19 protein-coding genes are annotated in these 21,009 nt (G+C 70.9%); 16 read left to right on the top strand and 3 right to left on the bottom strand.

Annotation, left to right across the window (positions count from 1 at the left end; all coding sequences use genetic code 11):
* The first annotated feature begins 91 nt into the window (after positions 1-91).
* Together BN2279_RS11490 and BN2279_RS11485 are read left to right on the top strand one after the other, a co-directional pair.
* Positions 92-1,009, top strand: coding sequence for an alpha/beta hydrolase family protein (locus BN2279_RS11490; protein ID WP_199827708.1), 918 nt, complete (start codon positions 92-94; stop codon positions 1,007-1,009).
* Positions 1,010-1,109: 100 nt separating this feature from the next.
* Positions 1,110-1,661 (top strand): sigma-70 family RNA polymerase sigma factor family protein, encoded by a 552-nt coding sequence (locus BN2279_RS11485; protein ID WP_059008596.1) that lies wholly within the window; start codon positions 1,110-1,112, stop codon positions 1,659-1,661.
* Between the two features lie 157 nt (positions 1,662-1,818).
* Here BN2279_RS11485 and BN2279_RS27620 read toward each other — a convergent pair whose 3' ends face one another.
* Together BN2279_RS27620 and BN2279_RS11480 are read right to left on the bottom strand one after the other, a co-directional pair.
* Entirely contained in the window at positions 1,819-2,025 is a 207-nt protein-coding gene (locus BN2279_RS27620) for a MerR family transcriptional regulator (RefSeq protein WP_079032071.1), read from the bottom strand.
* Positions 2,022-2,702 (bottom strand): hypothetical protein, encoded by a 681-nt coding sequence (locus BN2279_RS11480; protein WP_059008595.1) that lies wholly within the window; start codon positions 2,700-2,702, stop codon positions 2,022-2,024. Before BN2279_RS11480 ends, BN2279_RS27620 begins: the two co-directional genes overlap by 4 nt.
* A gap of 1,009 nt (positions 2,703-3,711) precedes the next feature.
* On the opposite strand from BN2279_RS11480, the gene fabD reads away from it, so the two are divergent.
* The 12 genes from fabD to BN2279_RS11415 all read left to right on the top strand — a co-directional run bounded on the left by fabD (position 3,712) and on the right by BN2279_RS11415 (position 16,840).
* Positions 3,712-4,662 (top strand): ACP S-malonyltransferase, encoded by a 951-nt coding sequence (gene fabD, locus BN2279_RS11475; protein WP_059008594.1) that lies wholly within the window; start codon positions 3,712-3,714, stop codon positions 4,660-4,662.
* 479 nt (positions 4,663-5,141) lie between these two features.
* Complete coding sequence (locus BN2279_RS11470; protein WP_059008593.1) at positions 5,142-6,617, top strand: FAD-dependent monooxygenase; 1,476 nt, start codon at positions 5,142-5,144, stop codon at positions 6,615-6,617.
* 221 nt (positions 6,618-6,838) lie between these two features.
* Complete coding sequence (locus BN2279_RS11465) at positions 6,839-7,168, top strand: TcmI family type II polyketide cyclase (RefSeq protein WP_059008592.1); 330 nt, start codon at positions 6,839-6,841, stop codon at positions 7,166-7,168.
* A 31-nt stretch (positions 7,169-7,199) separates the two neighbouring features.
* The gene (locus BN2279_RS11460) at positions 7,200-8,456 is read left to right on the top strand and encodes a beta-ketoacyl-[acyl-carrier-protein] synthase family protein (protein ID WP_059008591.1); all 1,257 of its coding nucleotides are present in this window, start codon (positions 7,200-7,202) and stop codon (positions 8,454-8,456) included.
* The gene (locus tag BN2279_RS11455) at positions 8,453-9,670 is read left to right on the top strand and encodes a ketosynthase chain-length factor (RefSeq protein WP_059008590.1); all 1,218 of its coding nucleotides are present in this window, start codon (positions 8,453-8,455) and stop codon (positions 9,668-9,670) included. The genes BN2279_RS11460 and BN2279_RS11455 overlap by 4 nt, the downstream gene beginning before the upstream one ends.
* A gap of 38 nt (positions 9,671-9,708) precedes the next feature.
* A complete protein-coding gene (locus tag BN2279_RS11450) occupies positions 9,709-9,978 on the top strand; it encodes an acyl carrier protein (RefSeq protein ID WP_059008589.1) in 270 nt (89 codons plus the stop codon).
* A gap of 234 nt (positions 9,979-10,212) precedes the next feature.
* Complete coding sequence (fabG, locus tag BN2279_RS11445; protein WP_059008588.1) at positions 10,213-10,998, top strand: 3-oxoacyl-ACP reductase FabG; 786 nt, start codon at positions 10,213-10,215, stop codon at positions 10,996-10,998.
* Between the two features lie 66 nt (positions 10,999-11,064).
* Entirely contained in the window at positions 11,065-12,009 is a 945-nt protein-coding gene (locus tag BN2279_RS11440; protein WP_059008587.1) for an aromatase/cyclase, read from the top strand.
* Position 12,010: 1 nt separating this feature from the next.
* A complete protein-coding gene (locus tag BN2279_RS31185) occupies positions 12,011-15,226 on the top strand; it encodes an FAD-dependent monooxygenase (protein WP_234347752.1) in 3,216 nt (1,071 codons plus the stop codon).
* An 89-nt stretch (positions 15,227-15,315) separates the two neighbouring features.
* Entirely contained in the window at positions 15,316-15,924 is a 609-nt protein-coding gene (locus tag BN2279_RS11425; RefSeq protein WP_059008586.1) for a nitroreductase/quinone reductase family protein, read from the top strand.
* 2 nt (positions 15,925-15,926) lie between these two features.
* A complete protein-coding gene (locus BN2279_RS11420) occupies positions 15,927-16,295 on the top strand; it encodes an antibiotic biosynthesis monooxygenase family protein (protein ID WP_059008585.1) in 369 nt (122 codons plus the stop codon).
* Positions 16,296-16,438: 143 nt separating this feature from the next.
* Complete coding sequence (locus BN2279_RS11415; protein ID WP_234347750.1) at positions 16,439-16,840, top strand: nitroreductase family deazaflavin-dependent oxidoreductase; 402 nt, start codon at positions 16,439-16,441, stop codon at positions 16,838-16,840.
* Positions 16,841-16,861: 21 nt separating this feature from the next.
* Here BN2279_RS11415 and sigJ read toward each other — a convergent pair whose 3' ends face one another.
* The gene (gene sigJ / locus BN2279_RS11410; protein ID WP_059008584.1) at positions 16,862-17,827 is read right to left on the bottom strand and encodes an RNA polymerase sigma factor SigJ; all 966 of its coding nucleotides are present in this window, start codon (positions 17,825-17,827) and stop codon (positions 16,862-16,864) included.
* Between the two features lie 229 nt (positions 17,828-18,056).
* On the opposite strand from sigJ, the gene BN2279_RS11405 reads away from it, so the two are divergent.
* Both BN2279_RS11405 and BN2279_RS11400 read left to right on the top strand, forming a co-directional pair.
* Positions 18,057-19,682, top strand: coding sequence for an NAD(P)/FAD-dependent oxidoreductase (locus BN2279_RS11405; protein WP_059008583.1), 1,626 nt, complete (start codon positions 18,057-18,059; stop codon positions 19,680-19,682).
* Between the two features lie 291 nt (positions 19,683-19,973).
* Positions 19,974-20,789, top strand: a complete 816-nt coding sequence (locus tag BN2279_RS11400) for a dienelactone hydrolase family protein (protein ID WP_059008582.1) — start codon at positions 19,974-19,976, stop codon at positions 20,787-20,789.
* Positions 20,790-21,009: the final 220 nt, after the last annotated feature.

The following is a 21,009-nucleotide window of genomic DNA, read 5'->3' as shown; positions in this document are numbered from 1 at the left end:
CTCCGAACCCCGTCGAGTGGGCGCCCCCGCGCCCAGAAGGAGTGCGATCCGGATGCGACCCCGCCTCACCCCCCGCATACGCCGCGCGCGCATGACGCGGCTGAAGGTTGCCCTGACCTCGGTCGTCGTCGGTGGTCTCGCGCTCGGAACCGTCGGCCTCTCGAACGTGACCGCGACGGCCGGCACCACCGCGTCCGCCACCACCGTGTCCGGCACCCAGGCCGCCGCGGCCCAGGAGTACCGCCGCGGCCCCGACCCCACCGCGCAGAGCGTGGAGGCGGCCACGGGTCCGTTCGCCATCCAGCAGACCAGCGTCCCGGCCGGCAACGGCTTCGGGGGCGGCACGATCTACTACCCGACCGACACCAGCCAGGGCACGTTCGGCGCCATCGCGATCTCGCCGGGCTGGACGGAGGACCAGTCCGCCATCGCCTGGCTCGGGCCGAAGCTCGCCTCCAACGGCTTCGTCGTCATGACCATCAACAACAACAACGCGTTCCTCGACTTCCCCGACGCCCGCGGCACGCAGCTCCTGGCCGCGCTGGACTCCCTGACCGGCCAGAGCCCGGTCGCCGGCCGCATCGACAAGAACCGGCTCGCCGTGGCCGGCCACTCGATGGGCGGCGGCGGCGCCCTGCGCGCGGCGGCCACCCGCCCCGAGATCCAGGCGGCCATCCCGCTCACGCCCTGGCACCTCAACCAGGACTGGTCCTCGGTGCGCGTCCCCACGCTGATCGTGGGCGGCGAGACCGACATCATCGCCTCGGTGGGCGCGCACTCCGAGCCGTTCTACGAGAGCCTCACCAACGCGCCCGAGCGCGCGTACCTGGAGATGGAGGGGCAGGGCCACTTCGTGACCAACTCGGCCAACCCCACCGTCGGCCGGTACGTTCTGTCCTGGCTGAAGCGGTACGTCGACAACGACACCCGCTACGAGCAGTTCCTCTGCCCGGCGCCCGCGCCCAGCAGCGTGATCTCCGAGTACCGCGACTCCTGCCCCGGTTCCTGACCCGGTCCGGATGAGACACAGGCCACACTTCCCCGGCCCGATGTCACACTCGCGCGGCGCGGTCCCTCTAAGGAGGGAACGCGCACACAGGAGGTCCACCATGATCGACGGTTCGGCGACGAGCCCCCCGGGCGTCCCGGGCACCCCGGGCGACACCTCGGCCCGGGTGTTCGCCGACCACCGGGACCTGCTGTTCACCGTCGTCCACACCCTGCTGGGCAGCGTCGCGGACACGGAGGATGTCCTCCGGGAGACCGCGTCGTCCTGGCGGCGGACGAGCCGGCGGATGGCCGGTTCCGTCGACGACCCGGACGACCCGCGCGCCTACCTGGTGCGGATCGCGGTCAACCGGGCCCTGGCCCGGCAGACCGGGACCCGCGCCCGGGACGGCGGGGGAGCGGGCGGCGGGCCGGCCGTCGCGGGGCTGACCCCGCTGGAGCGGGCGATGGTCGTCGTGCACCAGACGTTCGGCATCCGTCACAGCGAGATCGCCGACATCCTCGGCCGCCGACCGCGCTACCGGGCGGTCCCGGCCGGGACGTTCGCCCCGGGCGATCCGGGGCCCCCACACGGCACGACCCCGCTACGCAGCGGCGCCCCGCGTCGCCGCCGACGCGCCGTCATGGTCCGCTCCGCCGGACCGTCCGGGTGACCGCGCGGGCAGCGTAGTCAGCTCGGGGCGGCAGCCGCCGGGCGGTGGTCGTGCTCGCCCCGCCTGTCATCCGCGGGAAGGGGGGATTCCCCCGTCCTCCCGTTCGCGGATGACAGGCAGGGCACTCCGTCACAGCAGGTGCGCCCGCAAAGGAGGTTTATTCTCGGGAAGGACGGGATTCCGACGAGGCGGCGAGAAGTTCCATCAGCTCGTCGAGATCGTATTGCGCTCTGTTCGGGCTGCCGTAACGCGTGATCTTGCCACGGCTGGCCCATTTGCGGATGGTGGCCTGGGTGACTCCGGCGGCGAGCGCCGCGAGTTCCGTGGGAACGAGCCTTGCGCCGTTTCTCGGTCCCTCGCTCATGCGGCGCCCTCGGCCTTGCGGTTCGTGGTTCTGCCGTGTCGCGACTGCTGGATCTGCCGGGACAGGTGCAGCCACTGATGAGGAGCCCATGTGTGGCCCGCGGTGCAGCGCACCTCCCGTATGCGCTTACCTTCGCGGCCCGAAGCGGTCGGCCTCATCGATGCCGTACAGCCGGGGTGGATGCATTGCCCGAGTTCGATCCGGAGTGCCGGCTGGGTGTAGGCCGAACGCTGGGCGTGGGTCGTGATGTGGGCGATTTCCTCGATGAAGTCCGCCCCGGCCGGGTGGTCGACCAGCCAGTTGAGGTGCCTCACGAGAAAAGCCGCGAGTTCCGCCGGCTGTCTTCGTACCGGCCTGGTGACCGACCGTTCGTCGGCGACCAGGGCCGACCAGGAGGCGAGAAAGCCGATGATGCCCGAGCGGATGGTGATCACTTCCTCGTCGAGCAGGATCCCGGTGGATCGCCTGCTCCCGCTGACCCGCTGGAGCGCGGGATTGCGGCGGGGGAGCAGGGCGGGCTCGCAGTCCTCGTAGATCTGGGGCAGCTCCAGCAGAGCGGCGCTGAGCGAGTGGTGGCAGGTGGCGCACAGCCGCGGGGCGGAGCCCGCGGGTGGGTGGGGACGTGTCGCCTGCGGACGGCTGCCGCAGTTGTTTCCCAAACACAGCGAAGTGTTCATTTCCTCACCTGATGGTCAATCATGGCGGAAAGTGGGTGTCGCGTCGCGGGATAAGAGGTCATGGGTGATGGCCTCGAAGCCTGTGGCTGTTCGCGGGCATGCCGAAAGACGCCATGTGTTGTCGTGTGAGACACCTGGCCGTTACGTGCCCGCTGTCGGCTGCTTTTCGCGGTTCTCGTCTCTGGTCGCCGCGGATTCGGGCGGGGTCAAACGCCCGGAGCCAAACATGATTTTGCGTTTCTACCGCGTTAAATCGGCGTCATAATGATCCGGAACCCCCGTTCCCGAGTCATGGCCTGGCCTTGTGTGGCGATCTCCAGGTTTTGAAGTGGAAGGCTACTCACAAACTGCGTCGCCCGTCCATACCCGGCTGGTGTCCCGGGGTGATCGGGGGAGGGTGGTGCGAGAGTGCTCCTCTGTCCTCCGGTGACCGGTCCATCCCGTGTGCGAAGGTTGTCCGAATCCGGTATGGAACAACGGAATTCCAGTTTCCCTTCGCGGTTGCGTGGGCGCCGGAGTGCGGCGCGCGTAATCATGTTCTGACATTAGGTCAGAGCATGCGTGCTCGATTACCGAATCTTCGCTCGTGCGAATCGGGCCGCTCCGCACCCTCTTCCCGATGCCGCGCAAGATTCCATCCGCAGGCGTACGGAAGCCGACCGCCGGGCGTCGCGCAGCCATGAACTGCGTAAATGCCGTGGAGAACGAACGCTGTTGACACCGACTGCGTGAAGCTGTCACGATGTTTTCGGCGGCAGGCTTATGCCCGGATTCAGTATCGGTCGATATGACCCTCGAATCGGGTGGGCCGCCTTCTTCATGTCCGACGGTATCCGGCGCTCGGGCGCCGATGCGGGGCATGTCCAGTGCTTTCGCCCAGGACGCCACGGGGACGGCGAGGTCCCGGCGCGCGGCGACAAGCGCTCGTGTGGTCCAGATCACCATTTCCCGGTGCCACCCGCTCGTACGACGCCGGCGGCGCCCCGAAGAATCCGGAACCTTGACGCGCATGGACAGAATCGGTTTCGTCTTCCCCGGCCAGGGCTCCCAGCGTGTGGGCATGGGTCACGACCTCGCCCACGAGCGCCCGGAGCTGGTCGACACCTACTACCGCCCGGCCGAGGAGATCCTCGGCCTGCCCCTGTCCCGGCTCTGCTGGGAGGGCCCGGCGGAGGCCCTGAAGGACACCTCCATCACCCAGCCCGCCGTCTTCCTCACCAGCCTCTGCGTGCTCGACACCCTGCGCGCACGCGGACCGGCCCCGGACGTCGTCGCCGGGCACAGCCTCGGCGAGTACACCGCGCTGGTCGCGGCCGGCGTCCTGGCGTGGACCGACGCGCTGCGCCTGGTCCGGCTGCGCGGACAGCTCATGGCCGGCGTCAACGAACGCGTACCCGGCGCGATGGCCGCCGTCGTCGGTCTCACCCTGGAGCACGTCGAGAAGCTGTGCGCCGAGGCCGCCGGGGCGACCGGTCAGGTGGTCGAGATCGCCAACGACAACGAGCCCGGCCAGACCGTCGTCTCCGGGCAGGAGGCGGCCGTCCGGTCGGTCATGGCCGCCGCCAGGGAGGCCGGGGCCCGCCGCGCCGTGCCGCTGGAGGTCGGCGCGCCGTTCCACTGCTCGCTGATGGGCGAGATCGAGGAACGGTTCGCCGCCGCCCTCGCCGGGGTGGAGTTCCGGGAGCCGGCCGTCGCCATGGTCTCCTCGGTCACCGGCGCGCCGGTGACGAGTGCCGCGCTCGCCAGGGACGTCCTCACGCGTCAGCTCGCCGGCCGCGTCCGGTGGACCGAGGTGGTGACCCGGATGGCCGAGGACGGCGTCGGGCGGTTCGTCGAGGTCGGCCCGGGCAAGGTGCTGACCGGTCTGTGCCGGCGCATCGTCCCCGGGGCCGCCGCGCACCCCACGTACGACACCCGCCAGCTCGCCGCGGCCGTCGGCGCGCTCACCGCCGCCGACTGACCCCCCGGGGTTCCGGCCGCGCCGCGCGGCCCCGCCCGCCTGCTCGTCTACGCGCGGAGCACGGACGGGCGCGCCGGCCGCCGGAGGGTTCCGCAAGCGGAATCCCGCATTTCGGAACGCCGTTCCGCCGATCCTCCGTCCAAACATCCCGGAGGATTTTCCTCACGACCGCCCGGGGATTCCGGAAGGCTGTTGACACGGGCCACGAAGACGTGTCACGCTTTTCCCAACGGCCGAGCTGTGCCCAAATGACGGGCCGCTGCCGGGCGCCTCTTCCCACGAGGTTCGCCACCCCTCTCCGTGTTCTTCCCGATTGGCTCTGCCCCGCCCTTCCGAGGCGGCCAGGGCCATTTTTCATGCCCTTTTCCCGTCCCGTTTTCCCTGACGTTTCCCGTGCCGTTCCCAGGCGGCTCCACGGGCTGTTCCACGCCGTATCCCACAGGCGCTCACGCACTGTTTCCCAGGTCAAGGAGAGAAGCATGGACGTACCGGTCATCGTCGTGGGCGCCGGGCCTTCCGGGCTCGTGCTGGCCGCCGAATTGCGGCTGGGCGGTGTCGAGGTCGTCGTCCTCGACAAGCTGGAGAAGCCCTCGGGGGAATCCCGCGGCCTCGGGTTCACGGCCCGCGCGGTCGAATTGTTCGACCAGCGGGGCCTGCTGCCCGCGTTCGGGGAGAACCTGGAGCTCGCGCCCATCGGCCACTTCGGCGGCATCCCCATGGACTACACCCAGCTCGAAGGCGCCCATTTCGGCGCCCGCGGCATCCCCCAGGCCAGGACCGAGGAGGTCCTGATCGCCTGGGCGACCGGCCTCGGCGCGGACATCAGGCGCGGCTGGGAGGTCGTCGGCGTGACCGACGACGGCGAGGGGGTCGACGTCGAGGCCGAGACGCCCGAGGGCCGGCGGACGCTGCGCGCCCGGTACCTGGTGGCCTGCGACGGCGGGCGCAGCACGGTCCGCAAGCTGGTCGGCTTCGACTTCCCCGGCACCCCCTCGACCATCGAGATGTACCTGGCGGACGTGTCCGGCCTGGACCTGCCCGCCCGGCACATCGGTGAGAAGGTCCCCGGCGGCATGATCATGAACGCCCCGCTGGGCGGCGGCGTCGAGCGGATCATCGCCGCCGAACGCGGCAACGGCCCCCGGGAGCGCACCGGCCCGCCGGCCTACGAGGAGGTCGCGGCCTGCTGGGAGCGCCTGTCCGGCCAGTCCATCGCGCACGGCACGGCGTCCTGGGTCAGCTCGTTCGGCGACGCGACCCACCAGGTCACCGAGTACCGCAAGGGCAACGTCCTGATCGCCGGCGACGCCGCCCACACCCACCTCCCGGCCGGCGGCCAGGGCCTGAGCGTCAGTGTGCAGGACTCCTTCAACCTCGGCTGGAAGCTCGCCGCCACGGTGCGCGGCTCGGCGCCGCCCGAGCTGCTCGACAGCTACCACGCCGAGCGTCACCCGGTGGGCCGGCGGCTGCTGATGGCGACCCGCGCGCAGGGCATGCTCTACCTCGGCGGGTCCGAGATCGAGCCGCTGCGCGACGTCTTCGCCGAGCTGCTGGAGTTCCCCGAGGCCGCCCGGCACATCATCGGCATGGTCAGCGGCTTCGAGGTCCGCTACGACGTCGGCGCGGGCACGCACCCCCTGCTCGGCAGCCGCGTCCCCGCCCAGGACCTGGTCGGCACCGGCGGCAAGACCACGACCACCGAGCTGCTGCACGCCGGACGCGGCGTCCTGCTCGACTTCACCGACCACCCCGACCTGCGCGCCGTCGCGGCCCCCTGGTCGGACCGGGTGGACATCGTCACCGCGCTCCCGCACGAGCTGTCGGAGGAGAGCCCGCTGGCCGGTGTCACCGCGGTGCTGATCCGCCCCGACGGCTACGCCGCCTGGGTCGAGCCGGACGGCGAGGGCGAGGCGCTGTCGTCGGCGCTGAACCGCTGGTTCGGCAAGCCCCGCTAGGCCGCGCCCACGCCCGTCCGCGGGCACGGAACTTTTGTGAGCGATTGGGGCGCGGGGGACGGGCGGTGACCCGACCGGAATTCCGGCCGGCCGGGTCCCGCCCGTCCTCCGCCGATCGAGGAATTCCAGCGAATTCCCGATCGCCCCGGAGCACCCCCGGAGCACCCCCAGAGAACAAGGCACGGTCTGAGCAGACAACCTCAGAAAAGGGGAGACACCCGATGCACAGCACGTTGATCGTTGCTCGGATGGCGCCGGACGTCCACGGTGATGTCGCGCGTATCTTCGGCGAATTCGACAAGACCGAGATGCCCGATCTGATGGGCACCAGGCGCCGCCAGCTCTTCTCCTACCGGGGCCTGTACTTCCACCTCCAGGACTTCGACGACGACCACGGCGGCACGGTCATCGAGGAGACGAAGTCCCACCCGCTCTTCGTGAAGGTCAGCGACGACCTCAAGCCGTACATCGAGGCGTACGACCCGGCGACCTGGCGTTCGCCCGCCGACGCCATGGCCAAGCGTTTCTACCACTGGACCAAGTCTTCGTGACGCTTTTCTGCCCGAAGGGGGCGACGTCCACATGCGACGGCGAGTAGTGATAACCGGCATCGGGGTCGTGGCGCCCGGCGGTATCGGCGTCAAGAACTTCTGGAGCCTGCTCAGCGAGGGCCGGACGGCGACCAGGGGGATCACGTTCTTCGATCCCGCGCCGTTCCGTTCCCGCGTGGCCGCGGAGGTCGACTTCGATCCCGAGGCGCACGGGCTGAGCCCGCAGGAGACCCGGCGGATGGACCGCGCGGCGCAGTTCGCCGTCGTCTCCGCCGCCGAGGCGGTGGCCGACAGCGGCCTGGAACCCGCCGACCTCGACCCGTACCGCACGGGAGTGACCGTCGGCAGCGCCGTCGGCGCCACCATGGGGCTCGACCAGGAGTACCGCGTCGTCAGCGACGGCGGCCGGCTCGACCTGGTGGACCACGAGTACGCGGTGCCGCACCTCTACGACTACTTCGTGCCGAGTTCCTTCGCGCGCGAGGTGGCGTGGTCGGTGGGCGCCGAAGGCCCGGCCACCGTGGTCTCGACCGGCTGCACGTCCGGTCTGGACTCGGTCGGGTACGCCACCGAGCTGATCCGCGAGGGCAGCGTCGACGTGATGATCGCCGGCGCCTCCGACGCGCCGATCTCCCCGATCACCGTGGCCTGCTTCGACGCCATCAAGGCGACCACCTCGCGCAACGACGACCCGGAGCACGCCTCCCGGCCGTTCGACAACTCCCGCAACGGCTTCGTCCTCGGCGAGGGCGCGGCGGTGTTCGTGCTGGAGGAGTACGGGCGCGCCAAGCGGCGCGGCGCTCACATCTACGCCGAGATCGCGGGCTTCGCCAGCCGCTGCAACGCCTTCCACATGACCGGTCTGCGCCCCGACGGCCTGGAGATGGCCGAGGCCATCCGCACCGCCATGGACGAGGCCCGGATGAACCCGGACGAGATCGACTACATCAACGCCCACGGCTCCGGCACCAAGCAGAACGACCGCCACGAGACGGCGGCCATGAAGCGCAGCCTCGGCGACCACGCCTACCGCACCCCGGTCAGCTCCATCAAGTCGATGGTGGGGCACTCGCTCGGGGCGATCGGCTCCATCGAGATCGCCGCCTCGGCGCTGGCCATCGAGAACAACCTGGTGCCCCCCACCGCCAACCTGCACACCGCCGACCCCGAGTGCGACCTGGACTACGTCCCGCTGCGGGCCAGGGAGTGGCAGACGGACGCCGTCCTGACGGTCGGCAGCGGCTTCGGCGGTTTCCAGAGCGCGATGGTCCTGCGGAGGACGGCGTGAGCACTTCGGTAGTGGTGACGGGGCTCGGCGTCACGGCCCCCAACGGGCTCGGTACCGACGCGTACTGGGCGGCGACCAGGAGCGGCACGAGCGGCATCGAGCCGGTGAAACGGTTCGACGCGTCGGAGTACCCGGCCGTGCTGGCGGGCGAGGTCCCCGGCTTCGTCGCCGAGGACTATCTGCCCAGCAGGCTGATGCCGCAGACGGACCACATGACGCGGCTGGCGCTCGTCGCGGCCGACTGGGCCCTGGCCGACGCCGGTGTCCAGCCGTCCGAGTGGCCCGCGTTCGACATGGGCGTCATCACCGCCAGCTCCTCCGGCGGCTTCGAGTTCGGCCAGAACGAACTCCAGGCGCTGTGGAGCAAGGGCGGCCAGTACGTCAGCGCGTACCAGTCGTTCGCCTGGTTCTACGCCGTGAACACCGGCCAGATCTCCATCCGCACGGGCATGAAGGGCCCCAGCGGCGTCGTGGTGTCGGACCAGGCGGGCGGCCTCGACGCCGTCGCCCAGGCCCGTCGCCAGATCCGCAAGGGCAGCCGTCTGATCGTTACGGGAGGCGTGGACGGCTCCATCTGCCCGTGGGGCTGGGCGGCGCAGCTCGCCGGCGGCCGGCTCAGCACCAGCGCCGACCCGGACCGGGCCTACCTGCCGTTCGACCCCGGGGCCTCGGGCCACGTGCCCGGCGAGGGCGGCGCCCTCGTCATCCTGGAGGACGCCGACTCCGCGCGGGAGCGCGGCGCCCGCGTCTACGGGGAGGTCGCCGGCTACGGCGCGACGTTCGACCCGAAGCCGGGAAGCGGGCGCGAGCCCGGGCTGCGGCGGGCGATCGAGATCGCGCTCGACGAGGCGGGCCTCGAACCCGGCGAGCTGGACGTCGTGTTCGCCGACGCGGCGGCCGTGCCCGAGCTGGACCGCGTCGAGGCCGAGGCGATCCGGGCGGTCTTCGGGCCGCACGGCGTGCCGGTCACCGCGCCCAAGACGATGACCGGCCGCCTGCTGTCCGGCGCCGCCTCGCTGGACCTGGCCGCCGCGCTGCTGTCCATCCGCGACGGCGTCGTCCCGCCCACCACCAACGTCTCGCCGCTCCCCGAGTACGAACTCGACCTGGTCGTCGGCGAGCCGCGCGTCACCGACGTCGGCTCCGCGCTGGTCCTCGCCCGCGGCGAGGGCGGCTTCAACTCCGCGATGGTCGTCCGCAAGGCCGCCGACTGACCACCGGGCCCACGAGAACGAAGAACGAAGGATTCCAGATGCCCACTCAGGAACTCACCATCGAAGACCTCCGGCGCATCCTGCGCGAGGCCGCGGGCGAGGTCGAGAGCGTCGACCTCGACGGCGACATCCTCGACTCGACCTTCGAGGAACTCGGCTACGACTCGCTGGCGCTGCTGGAGACCGGCAGCCGCATCGAGCGCGAGTACGGCATCGCCCTGGAGGAGACCTCCGTCGCCGACGTCGAGACGCCCGGCGCGCTGCTGGAGGTCGTCAACAAGCAGCTCGCCACCGAGCACGCGGCCTGACCGCCGTCCCGCCCCCGCCCCGCCGCCGCGCGCCCCGCACGCGCCCGGCGGCGGACCGGCGGGCCCGCAGTCGACGGCGGCCTGGACGAACGCCTTGATGTCGTCCTTGGAGGTGACGTCGCACGCGGTGCCGTCCACCTCCAGGCCCTCGTCGCGCAGTTCCTTCACCGTGACCTCGACGGTGTCCGCGCCGCATCCGGCACACCGGCACACCCACCTAGAGAAGGAGTAGGCATGGCCGTTGAGGGGCAGCGGGTCGCTCTCGTCACGGGGGCCACCAGCGGTATCGGTCTGGCCGTCACCAAGGCACTGGCCGCGCAGGGCCACGCGGTGTTCATCTGCGCGCGCGGCGCGGACACCGTCGAGGTCACGGTGAAGGAACTGCGCGACGAGGGCCTGGAGGTGGACGGCACCGCGTGCGACGTCACCTCCAAGGACGACATCAAGGCGTTCGTCCAGGCCGCCGTCGACCGGTACGGCCGGGTCGACGTCCTGGTCAACAACGCGGGCCGCAGCGGCGGCGGCGTCACCGCCGACATCGAGGACGACGTCTGGTTCGACGTCGTCAACACCAACCTCAACAGCGTCTTCCTGATGACGCGCGAGGTCCTCAACACCGGCGGCATGCGCCACCGCGACCGCGGCCGGATCATCAACATCGCCTCCACCGCCGGAAAGCAGGGCGTCGTCCTGGGCGCCCCCTACTCGGCGTCCAAGCACGGCGTCGTCGGCTTCACCAAGGCCCTCGGCAACGAGCTGGCCCCGACCGGCATCACGGTCAACGCGGTCTGCCCCGGCTACGTCGAGACGCCGATGGCCGCCCGGGTCCGCGCCGGCTACGCCGCCGCGTTCGACACCACCGAGGACCAGATCATGCAGAAGTTCACGGCCAAGATCCCGCTGGGCCGTTACTCCACCCCCGAGGAAGTGGCCGGCCTGGTGGGTTACCTCGCCACGGACACCGCCGCCTCCATCACCGCCCAGGCGATCAACGTCTGCGGCGGTCTCGGCAACTTCTGAGACCACCGCCCCCTGGGCCGAAAGAACGTGGCACCTCAACCAAGCGAGCGATTGGGAGACTTGACCATGACGGAGTCCGGCCACCGTGAGGTGGAGCACGAAATCACCGTGGACGCCCCGGCCGCCGACGTCTACCGCCTGATCGCCGAGGTGGTGAACTGGCCGCGGATCTTCCCGCCGACCGTGTTCGTGGACCACGTCGAGCGCGGCGGGAACACCGAGCGGATCCGCATCTGGGCCACCGCCAACGGCGAGGCCAAGAACTGGACGTCGCGCCGCGTGCTCGACCCCGAGAAGCTGCGCATCGAGTTCCGCCAGGAGGTCTCCACCCCGCCGGTGGCCGCCATGGGCGGAACCTGGCTGATCGAGTCGATCTCCGCCACGCAGTCGCGGGTGCGGCTGCTGCACGACTACCGCGCCATCGACGACGACCCGGACAGCCTCGCCTGGATCGACCAGGCCGTGGACCGCAACAGCCGGTCCGAGCTGGCCGCCCTGAAGAAGAACGTCGAACTCGCCACCGGCGCCGACGAGCTGTACCTGGCCTTCGAGGACACGGTCCAGATCAACGGCTCCGCCAAGGACGTCTACGACTTCCTCAACGAGGCGCAGCTCTGGAAGGAGCGGCTGGCGCACGTCGCCCGCGTCGAGCTGACCGAGGACACCCCGGGCCTCCAGATCCTGGAGATGGACACCCGCACCAAGGACGGCTCCACGCACACCACCAAGTCGGTGCGCGTCTGCTTCCCCGACAGCCGGATCGTCTACAAGCAGATCACGCTCCCGGCGCTGATGACCCTGCACACCGGCTACTGGAAGCTGGAGGAGAACGCCGACGGCGTCGCCGCCACCTCCCAGCACGCGGTGATCATCAACACCGAGAACATCACCCGCATCCTCGGCGAGGACGCGGACCTCGCGCAGGCGAAGGCGTTCGTCAAGAACGCCCTGAGCACCAACAGCACCGCCACCCTCGGGTACGCCAAGGCGTACGCGGAGGGCAAGCGCTGACATGGACACCCAGGTCCTCATCGTCGGCGCGGGGCCGGTCGGCCTGATGCTGGCCGGTGAACTGCGGCTCGGCGGCGCCCAGGTGATCGTCCTCGAACGCCTGGCCACACCGACCACCGAGTCCCGCGCCTCGACGCTCCACGCCCGCACCATGGAGATCCTGGACCAGCGGGGCCTGCTCGCCGCCCTGGGCACCCCGCCCCACGAGCCGGCGAGCCACTTCGGCGGCCTGCCGCTGGACCTCGGCGGGCAGCCGTCCCGCTACCGGGGCCAGGGGAAGGTGCCGCAGGCGCGCGTCGAGGCCCTGCTGGCGGAGTGGGCCGGCGGGCTCGGCGCCGACATCCGGCGCGGGCACGAGGTCACCGGCCTCACCGAGGGCGACGACGGCGTCGAGGTCGAGGCCACCGGCCCCGGCGGTCCGGTCCGGCTGACCGCCGCCTGGGTCGTCGGCTGCGACGGGGAGAACAGCGCCGTGCGGCGCCTGGGCGGCTTCGCCTTCCCCGGCCACGACGCCACCCGAGAGCTGGTACGGGTCGACGTCACCGGACTCGACATCCGCGACCGCCGCTTCGAGCGGACACCGAACGGGCTGGCCATCGCCGCCACCCGCGACGGCGTCACCCGCGTCATGGTCCACGAGTTCGGCCGCCCGCCCAAAGTCCGGGACGGCGAACCGGAGTTCGCCGAGGTCGCCGAGGTCTGGTCCCGCGTCACCGGCGAGGACATCAGCGGCGGCACCCCGCTCTGGGTCAACGCCTTCGGCGACACCACCCGCCTGGCGGCCCGTTACCGCCAGGGCCGGCTGCTGCTGGCCGGTGACGCCGCGCACCGGCAGATGCCCGTCGGCGGGCAGGCGCTCAACCTGGGCCTCCAGGACGCGGCCAACCTCGGCTGGAAGCTCGCCGCCGAGGCGACCGGCACGGCACCCGCCGGGCTGCTGGACACGTACCACGACGAGCGGCACCGGGTCGGCGAGCGGGTGCTGGGCAACATCGAGGCCCAGGCGCTGCTGCTGCTCGGCGGCGGCGAGGTGGACGCGCTGCGCGCCACCACCGGCGAGCTGATGGCCCACCGGGCCGTCCGCGACCGGCTCGGCGCCAAGATCAGCGGCCTCGACATCCGCTACGACATCGGCGAAGGCCCCCTGGTCGGCGCCCGCGTGCCGCACCTGGACCTGGTCACCGACACCGGGGTCACCAGCACCACCGCGCTGCTGCGCGGCGGCCGGGGCGTCCTGCTCGACCTGTCCGGCGACCCGGAGCGGCACGCGCGGCTGACCGCGCTCGCCGCAGGCCGGGTGGACACGGTCGCGGCCCTCGCCGCGCCCGACGCCCCGCTGGAGGGCCGGGAGACGGTGCTGCTGCGCCCGGACGGACATGTCGCCTGGGCCGGCGACCGCGCGGCCGACCCGTCCGCCGCGCTGGACCGCTGGGCCCCGGCCACCCGCACGGCCGGCACCTCCCGTCCGCACAAGGCACCCCATCGCGCATCCGAAGAGACCGGAAAGAGAGGCGGGCTGATGCCCAGCAAGATCAAGGCAACGACCGAGGCCAGGGGCCCCGAGCAAGCGCAGGCGTGCGACGTTCTGATCCTGGGTTCCGGTCTCGCCGGCTCGGTGGCCGGGGCGTGCCTGTCCCGGCAGGGCGCGAACGTCGTGCTGGTCGACGCCGGTCAGCACCCGCGCTTCGCCATCGGCGAGTCCATGACGCCGCAGCTCGTGGAGTGGCTGCGCATGTGCGAGAAGCGCTTCAAGGTCCCGGAGATCGGCTACCTGCTGGACGCCAAGGCCGTCGCCAAGCACCTCGGCGCGCACCACGGGCGGAAGCAGAGCTTCGGCTTCATCAAGCACGACGTCGGCAAGGAGCCCGACCCGGACGAGGCGACGATGTTCGTCATCCCCAAGGTGCTCACCGACGCCAGCCACCTGTTCCGCCAGGACACCGACCAGTACTTCTTCCAGGTGGCGGCCAAGTACGGCTGCACCACCCGGCAGAACTGGCGCGCCGCCGACCTGGACTTCGACGACGACGGCGTGACCGTCACCGGCCAGAACGGCGAGGTCTTCCGCGCCAAGTACCTGATCGACGCCAGCGGCTTCCGCTCCCCGCTGGCCGAGAAGTTCGACCTGCGCGAGAAGCCGGCCCGGTTCAAGCACCACGCCCGGTCGATGTTCACCCACTTCGTCGACCTCAAGCCGTTCGACGAGGTGTCCCACCACCCGGTCAGCAAGCGCCCGCCGGCCAAGTGGCACGACGGCACCCTGCACCACCTCATCCACCGGGGCTGGTTCTGGATCATCCCCTTCAACAACCTCAAGGGCTCGGCGAACCCGGCGGTCAGCGTCGGACTCACCATCGACGAGCGGACCTACCCCAAGCCCAAGGACATGTCGCCGGAGGAGGAGTTCAACAAGTTCCTCGACATGTACCCGGCGGTCAAGCGGCAGTTCGCGGGCGCCAAGCGGGTGCGCGAGTGGATCTCCACCGACCGGCTCCAGTACTCCTCGAAGCGGTCCATCGGCCACCGCTGGTGCCTGATGTCCCACGCGGCCGGGTTCCTGGACCCGCTGTTCTCCCGCGGCCTGTCCAACACCTTCGAGGTCGTGTACTCGCTGTGCACGCGCATCCTCGACGCGCTGGAGGACGACGACTGGTCGGAGGAGCGCTTCGAGTACGTCGAGCGACTGGAGCGGGGTCTGCTCCAGTACAACGACGACCTCGTCAACAGCTCCTACATCTCCTTCTCGCACTTCCGGCTGTGGAACGCCATGTTCCGCGTCTGGGCCGGCTACCTCACCCCGGGCGTCATCCGGCTGGTGCGGGCCCTGGGCGAGTACGAACTGACCGGCGACGACAAGTACCTGCGGGACCTCGAACACCCGCCGTACCCGGGCCTGTGGTTCCCCGAGAGCCACAACCTCAAGAAGCTGCTCGACCTGGCCGTCGAGGTGACCGAGAAGTACGAGGTGGGGGAGATGGACGGCGACACCGCCGCCGACCTCCTCTTCGAGCAGATGCGCAAGGACCCGACGATGAACCCGGTCTTCGGGTTCAAGGACCCGGAGTCCACCCGCTTCATCTGGCCGACGGCCGGCGACATCGCCAAGTTCATGTGGTGGGCGAACACCAAGACGCCCGAGGGCGAGATGCGGCAGATGGCCCGGCAGATGGTCAAGGTCGCGGCGCGCGCCACGGCGAAGGGCAAGCGGCTCATCTAGCCGGCCCCGCACGGCCCCGCACGGCCCCGCGCACCGCCCCCGACCGTGAGCAGCACACCGGAGCAGAACCGGAGCAGAGAAGGAATCCCATGGCCGACACCATGACCCCCGCACCGGACACGGCGGCCCCGACCCAGCCGCTGTCCATCTCGGACCTGGAACTGAACACCAACCCGTTCATCAAGGCGTTCATCAAGTTCAACGTGTACATGTACTCCAAGCCGCCGCGTAAGGGGCAGCTCGCCTTCAGCAAGCTCGGCCTGAAGATGCACATCGCCCTGTACAAGGCGTCCAAGGGCAAGATCATGGGCAAGTTCGGCGACCTGGACGGGATGCTGATCACCACCCTGGGCCGCAAGTCCGGCCTGAGGCGCACCGTGCCGGTCGGCTACATCTACGACAAGGGCCACTTCTACTCGATGGCCGCCCCCGGCCACTTCGACGTGCCCGGCGGCCCCAAGGGCAAGCACCCCGGCTGGTTCGTCAACCTGCGCGCCAACCCCGAGGCCACCATCAACATCGGCCCGGAGATCATCGAGGTCGTCGGCGAGGAGCTGCGGGGCGAGGAGCGCGACGCGATGTGGGAGCGCTTCTGCGAGGTGTTCCCGTTCATGCGGTACTTCCAGTCCCGCTCCAGCCGTCTCATCCCCGTGGTGCGGCTGACGCCCAAGGACATGCTCACCGCGAAGGAGATGTGACGATGCCCGAGGTCAGGCACCTGGACCCGGCCACGCCCATGCCGGCCCAGCTCCAGGAGAAGACCGGCCCCGTCGTGCTGGTGAACACCTTTTTCGTGCCCCGCGAGGCGATGGACGAGTTCCTGACGCTGTGGGGCGCCGACGCGGCGGTGATGAAGGCCCAGCCCGGCTTCATCTCCACGCAGATGCACCGGGGAACGGCCGGCAGCCAACTCCTGGTGAACATCGCGGTCTGGGAGTCCACCGAGGCCCTCGCCCGGGCCCACGCCAACCCCGAGTTCCGCAAGGCGACGGCCAAGCTCCCGGACGGCGTGATCGCCCACCCGCACGTGTTCGAGAAGATCGCGGTCGAGGGCGTCTGCGTCGCCTGACCCGCCCCCGGCGGACGGGGGCGGTGCCCGTCTCTGATTTACTTCTGCACCTGCCTCCCCACCTCGCGGCCCGTGACCGGGCGGAGCGCCGCCGCCGGCCCCCTGCCGCCGCCGCCGACAACGCACCAACCATTCAGGGAGTCATGGTGACCGTCAAAAGACGACTGGCGCGCTTCAACCGCCTTGTCGCCAATCGCATCATCGGCCAGGTCATCTCGCGGATGCCGGGGTTCGGCGCCGTGTACCACCGGGGCCGGAAGTCGGGGCGCCCGTACCGCACCCCGGTGAAGGTCTTCCGCGTCGGCGACAAGTTCATCCTCTCGCTGCCCTACGGACCGGACTCCGACTGGGTGAAGAACGTGGTCGCCGCCGGCGAGTGCGAGCTGCTGACCCGCTGGCGCCGGGTGCGCCTGGTCGAGCCCAAGGTGTACGTGGACACTGTGCAGGCCGACCTGCCGCGCCCGCTGGCCGCGGCACTGAAGAAGATCAAGGCGTACGACTTCATCGAGCTGCACATCGCCGGCACCGGCCCGCGCCGGGTGTGACCCGGCTGCCCCCGGCAGGCCCTAGGCCCGGTCCCCGTCGCCTTCCCGCCCGGGGGTCTCGTCGAGCCGGACGCCGGCCAGCTTCTCGGGGTTGGTGACGGCGTAGATCTCCCGGACCTGGTCGCCCTCCGGCGTCAGGTCCATCACGACCACCGCGAACGGCTCGTCGCCGGAGAACACCACGGCCGACTGGTCCCCGCCCACCTGCCCGAAGCGGACCCGCAGGTCGGCGGGCGGGCGGGAGGCGTACCCGGCCATGAGACGGGCCACCTTCTCGCGGCCCGTGACCGGGCGGAGCGCCGCCGCCGGCACCCGGCCGCCGCCGCCCGTCCACATGGTCACATCGGGGGCCAGCAGCCGCAGCAGGGACGCCATGTCGCCGCCGAGCGCGGCGGCCACGAACCGCTCGGTCACCTGCCGCTGCACCACCGGGTCCGCCCGGAACCTCGGCCTGCGGGCGTGGACGTGCTCCCGGGCCCGGGGCGCGAGCTGACGCACCGCCGAGGGACTGCGGTCCAGGATGCCGGCGATCTCGGCGTGGGCGTACCCGAACACCTCGTGCAGCACGAACACCGCGCGCTCCAGCGGCGTCAGCGTCTCCAGTACCACCAGCACCGCCATCGACACCGACTCGGTGCGCAGCGTCCGGTCCCCGGCGTCGGAGGTGTCGGCGACCCGAGGCTCCGGCAGCCAGGGGCCGACGTACGCCTCGCGGCGGCGGCTGATCGCCGCCTGGCGCGCGAGGGCGTGGTTGACGGCGATGCGCACCAGATAGGCGCGGGGGTTGTCGATCTCCGGCGCGGTGGCCTGCCCGTGCTTGCGGGCCCACGACAGCCACGTCTCCTGGAGCACGTCCTCGGTGTCCGCGACGCTGCCCAGCATGTTGTAGACGATCGAGAACAGCAGCTCCCGGTGGCCGGTGAACACCCTCGTCGCCGCCTCGACGGGCGATTCGGCGGAGTCTGCTGCTGCCGGGGTGTCGGACATCGTGCTGCCTTTCCTGTGGCGCGCCCCCACGCGGGAGGACCGGCGCCGACCGGGGAGCGGGAGCCGCCGCCGTCCACCTGCCCCTTATACACCTCTGACCCTGCCGCCGCACCGGCCCGCACCCTACGCCGGCGGGGCCAGATGGGGAGGAGGGACGGCCGCGCTCCCGCGCCCCCCTCGAAGCATTCCGAACGGCGGACCTTTCTCGTACTGGGAGGAACACGACAGCATGAACACAACCACCACGGAACCGCAGGCGCCCGAGCCCTACGACGTCGCGATTCTCGGCGCGGGCATGGCCGGCGGCATGCTGGGCGCGGCACTGGCCCGCAACGGGGTCAAGGTCCTGCTGATCGACGCGGGCGTGCACCCACGCTTCGCGGTGGGGGAGTCCACGATCCCCTACACGTCGTCGATGACCAGGATCATCGCGGAGCGGTACCAGGTGCCCGAGATCGAGCCGCTGGCCAGCTTCCAGGGCATCCAGGAGACCGTCGGCCGGATGAGCGGCCGGAAGCAGAACTTCGGCTTCGTGTACCACCAGGAGGGCCGCCCCCAGGACCCCGACCAGATCAACCAGTTGGTCGTCCCGGAGTGGCAGCGCACCGAGAGCCACCTGTTCCGGCAGGACATCGACAGCTACCTGTTCAACGTCGCCGTCCGCTACGGCGCCGAGCCGCGCACCAACACCCGTATCAAGGACATCCTCATCGAGCCGTCCCTCGGTGTCCTGCTGCGCTCCGACACCGGCGAGGAGTTCCACGCCAAGTACCTGGTGGACGGCAGCGGTTTCCGCTCCCCGGTCGCGGACGCGTTCGGGCTGCGCGAGACCCCGACCCGCGCGCGGGCCCACTCCCGCACGATCTTCACGCACATGATCGGCGTCACCCCGTTCGACGACGCCCCGGCGGCCAAGTCGCACGAGAACCCCAGCCCGTGGCACCACGGCACGCTGCACCACGTCTTCGACGGCGGCTGGCTGTGGGTGATCCCGTTCGACAACCACGAGGGGTCGCTCAACCCGCTGTGCAGCGTGGGCCTGACGCTGGACCCCCGCGTGTTCCCCCGGCGCGAAGGGGTGTCCGCGCAGCAGGAGTTCGACGAGTTCCTGGAGCGGTTCCCCGAGATCGCCGAGCAGTTCACGCGGGCGAAGGCCGTCCGCCCGTGGGTGGCCACCGGCCGCCTCCAGTACTCCTCCACGAAGACGGTCGGCGACCGGTACGTCCTGACCGCGCACGCCGCCGGCTTCATCGACGCGCTCTACTCGCGCGGCCTGACCAACACCCTGGAGGTCGTCAACGCCCTCGCCTGGCGCCTGATCGAGGCTTCGCGCGACGACGACTGGTCCACCGAGCGCTTCGCGTACGTCGACCGCCTCCAGCAGGGCCTGTTCGACGTCCACGACGACCTGGTCTTCTGCTCGTTCGTCGGCTTCAAGCACTACGACCTGTGGAACGCGGTCCTGCGGGTGTGGGAGTCGACGAGCATCCTGCCGACGGTCACCCTCGACCAGGCGTACCGGCGGTACATGCAGAGCCGCGACGACCAGATCTTCCGCGACCTGGAGAAGCGGGACGTGCCCGGGCTGCCGGCCGCGGTGGGCGCGGACATCAACGGGCTGCTGACCTTCGCCCGGGAGACCTGCCTCGCGGTCGAGGACGGCTCGCTGGCCCCCGAGGAGGCGGCCGGGCGGCTGTTCGCCCGGCTCCAGGAGGCGGCGTTCCTGCCCGCCCCGTTCGAGCTGGGCGCGCCCGGCAACAAGTGCTTCAACGCGACGCAGGAGCTCGTCGGGCGCGCCGTGCAGTGGGCCGCCACCGACGCTCCGGAGAACATCGCCGCGCTCTTCCGCCCCTGACGGGAGCGGACCCGCCGCCCGGCCCCGCACCTGCCTCTTATCCCCATCTGACCAGGCCGACACCGAGAACACCCGCTGCTGCTGAGATTCAAGACCACGCAGGCGGCGTGTGCTTGTAGAGGCGACAACCCCTGCCTAGATCTGCACTATCCTCTTCGTCGGCAGCGTCAGGTGTGTATAAGAGACGGGTGCGCCACTCGCCCCGGCGGTCGCCGTGGCGGGCAACGGGCTAGCATGCCCGAACCGTTGAGCCGCCTCCCCCCGCCCTCCAAGCACACCCGGAGATCCCCCGTGACCGGTTCCGCACCGACCTCGGACCTCACCGGCTGGCGCAGCGCCCCCTTCACCGGGGCCTCACTCACCCACGACGTCTACGAGAGGGGCACCGGCCCCGGCGTCGTGCTGATGCCGGAGATGCCCGGCATCACGCCGCAGGTGCTCGGTCTGGCGGAGCACCTCGTGGAGCAGGGGTTCACCGTGGCCATCCCCTCCCTGTTCGGCACCCCGGGCCGCCCGGAGACCCCGCTGTCCTTCATGGGCGCGTTCGCCCGGCTGTGCGTCTCCTCGGAGTTCCGCGCCTTCGCCCTCGACGCCCGCCGCCCGGTGGCGGACTACATCCGCGCGCTGGCCCGCGACCTCGCCTCCCGCACTCCAGGACCCGGCGTCGGCGTCATCGGCATGTGCTTCACCGGCGGCTTCGCCCTGGCCGCGGCGGTGGACGACGCCGTGCTCGCGCCCGTCGTGAGCCAGCCGACCGTTCCCTTCCCGTTCGGCGGCGCCCGCAAGGCCGACCCCGGCCTGTCGGAGGAGGAGCTGAGCGCCGTCACCGCCCGCACCACCGGCGCCGGCCTGTGCGTGCTGGGCCTGCGGTTCAGCGAGGACGGCATCAGTCCCCGGGACCGTTTCACCACCCTGCGCGCGCGGCTGGGGGACGCGTTCGAGGTCATCGAACTGGACTCGGGCAAGGGCAACGCGGCCGGCTTCGCCAAGGGCGCCCACCAGGTCCTGACGGCCGAGGTGCGCGAGGAGCCCGGTCACCCGGCGCTCGCCGCCCGCGAGCGCGTCGTCGCGTTCCTGCGCGAAAGGCTCGTGACGGGCGCCGCCTGATCCCTCGCAACGTCCCGGCAGAGTTCCTGACACGCCACGTTTATATTCCGTCATCCGAACGTGTGACCTACGTCTCAGAGTGCTCCGGGATGTCACACGCTCCGGGGCCGTGACCCTCTTGGGGGCATGGAACTGAATGCCGCGCGGTCGAGAAGCTGACCCCGCACTCGCGCGGCGACGAGACCGTGAGCGCCATTGCCGCCCACGGCAAGGAGGATTT

The sequence above is a fragment of the Streptomyces specialis genome, from assembly GCF_001493375.1.
GTDB lineage: Bacteria > Actinomycetota > Actinomycetes > Streptomycetales > Streptomycetaceae > Streptomyces > Streptomyces specialis.
Note: the sequence above shows the minus strand (reverse complement) of the source record. Positions and strands in the feature narration are given on the sequence as shown.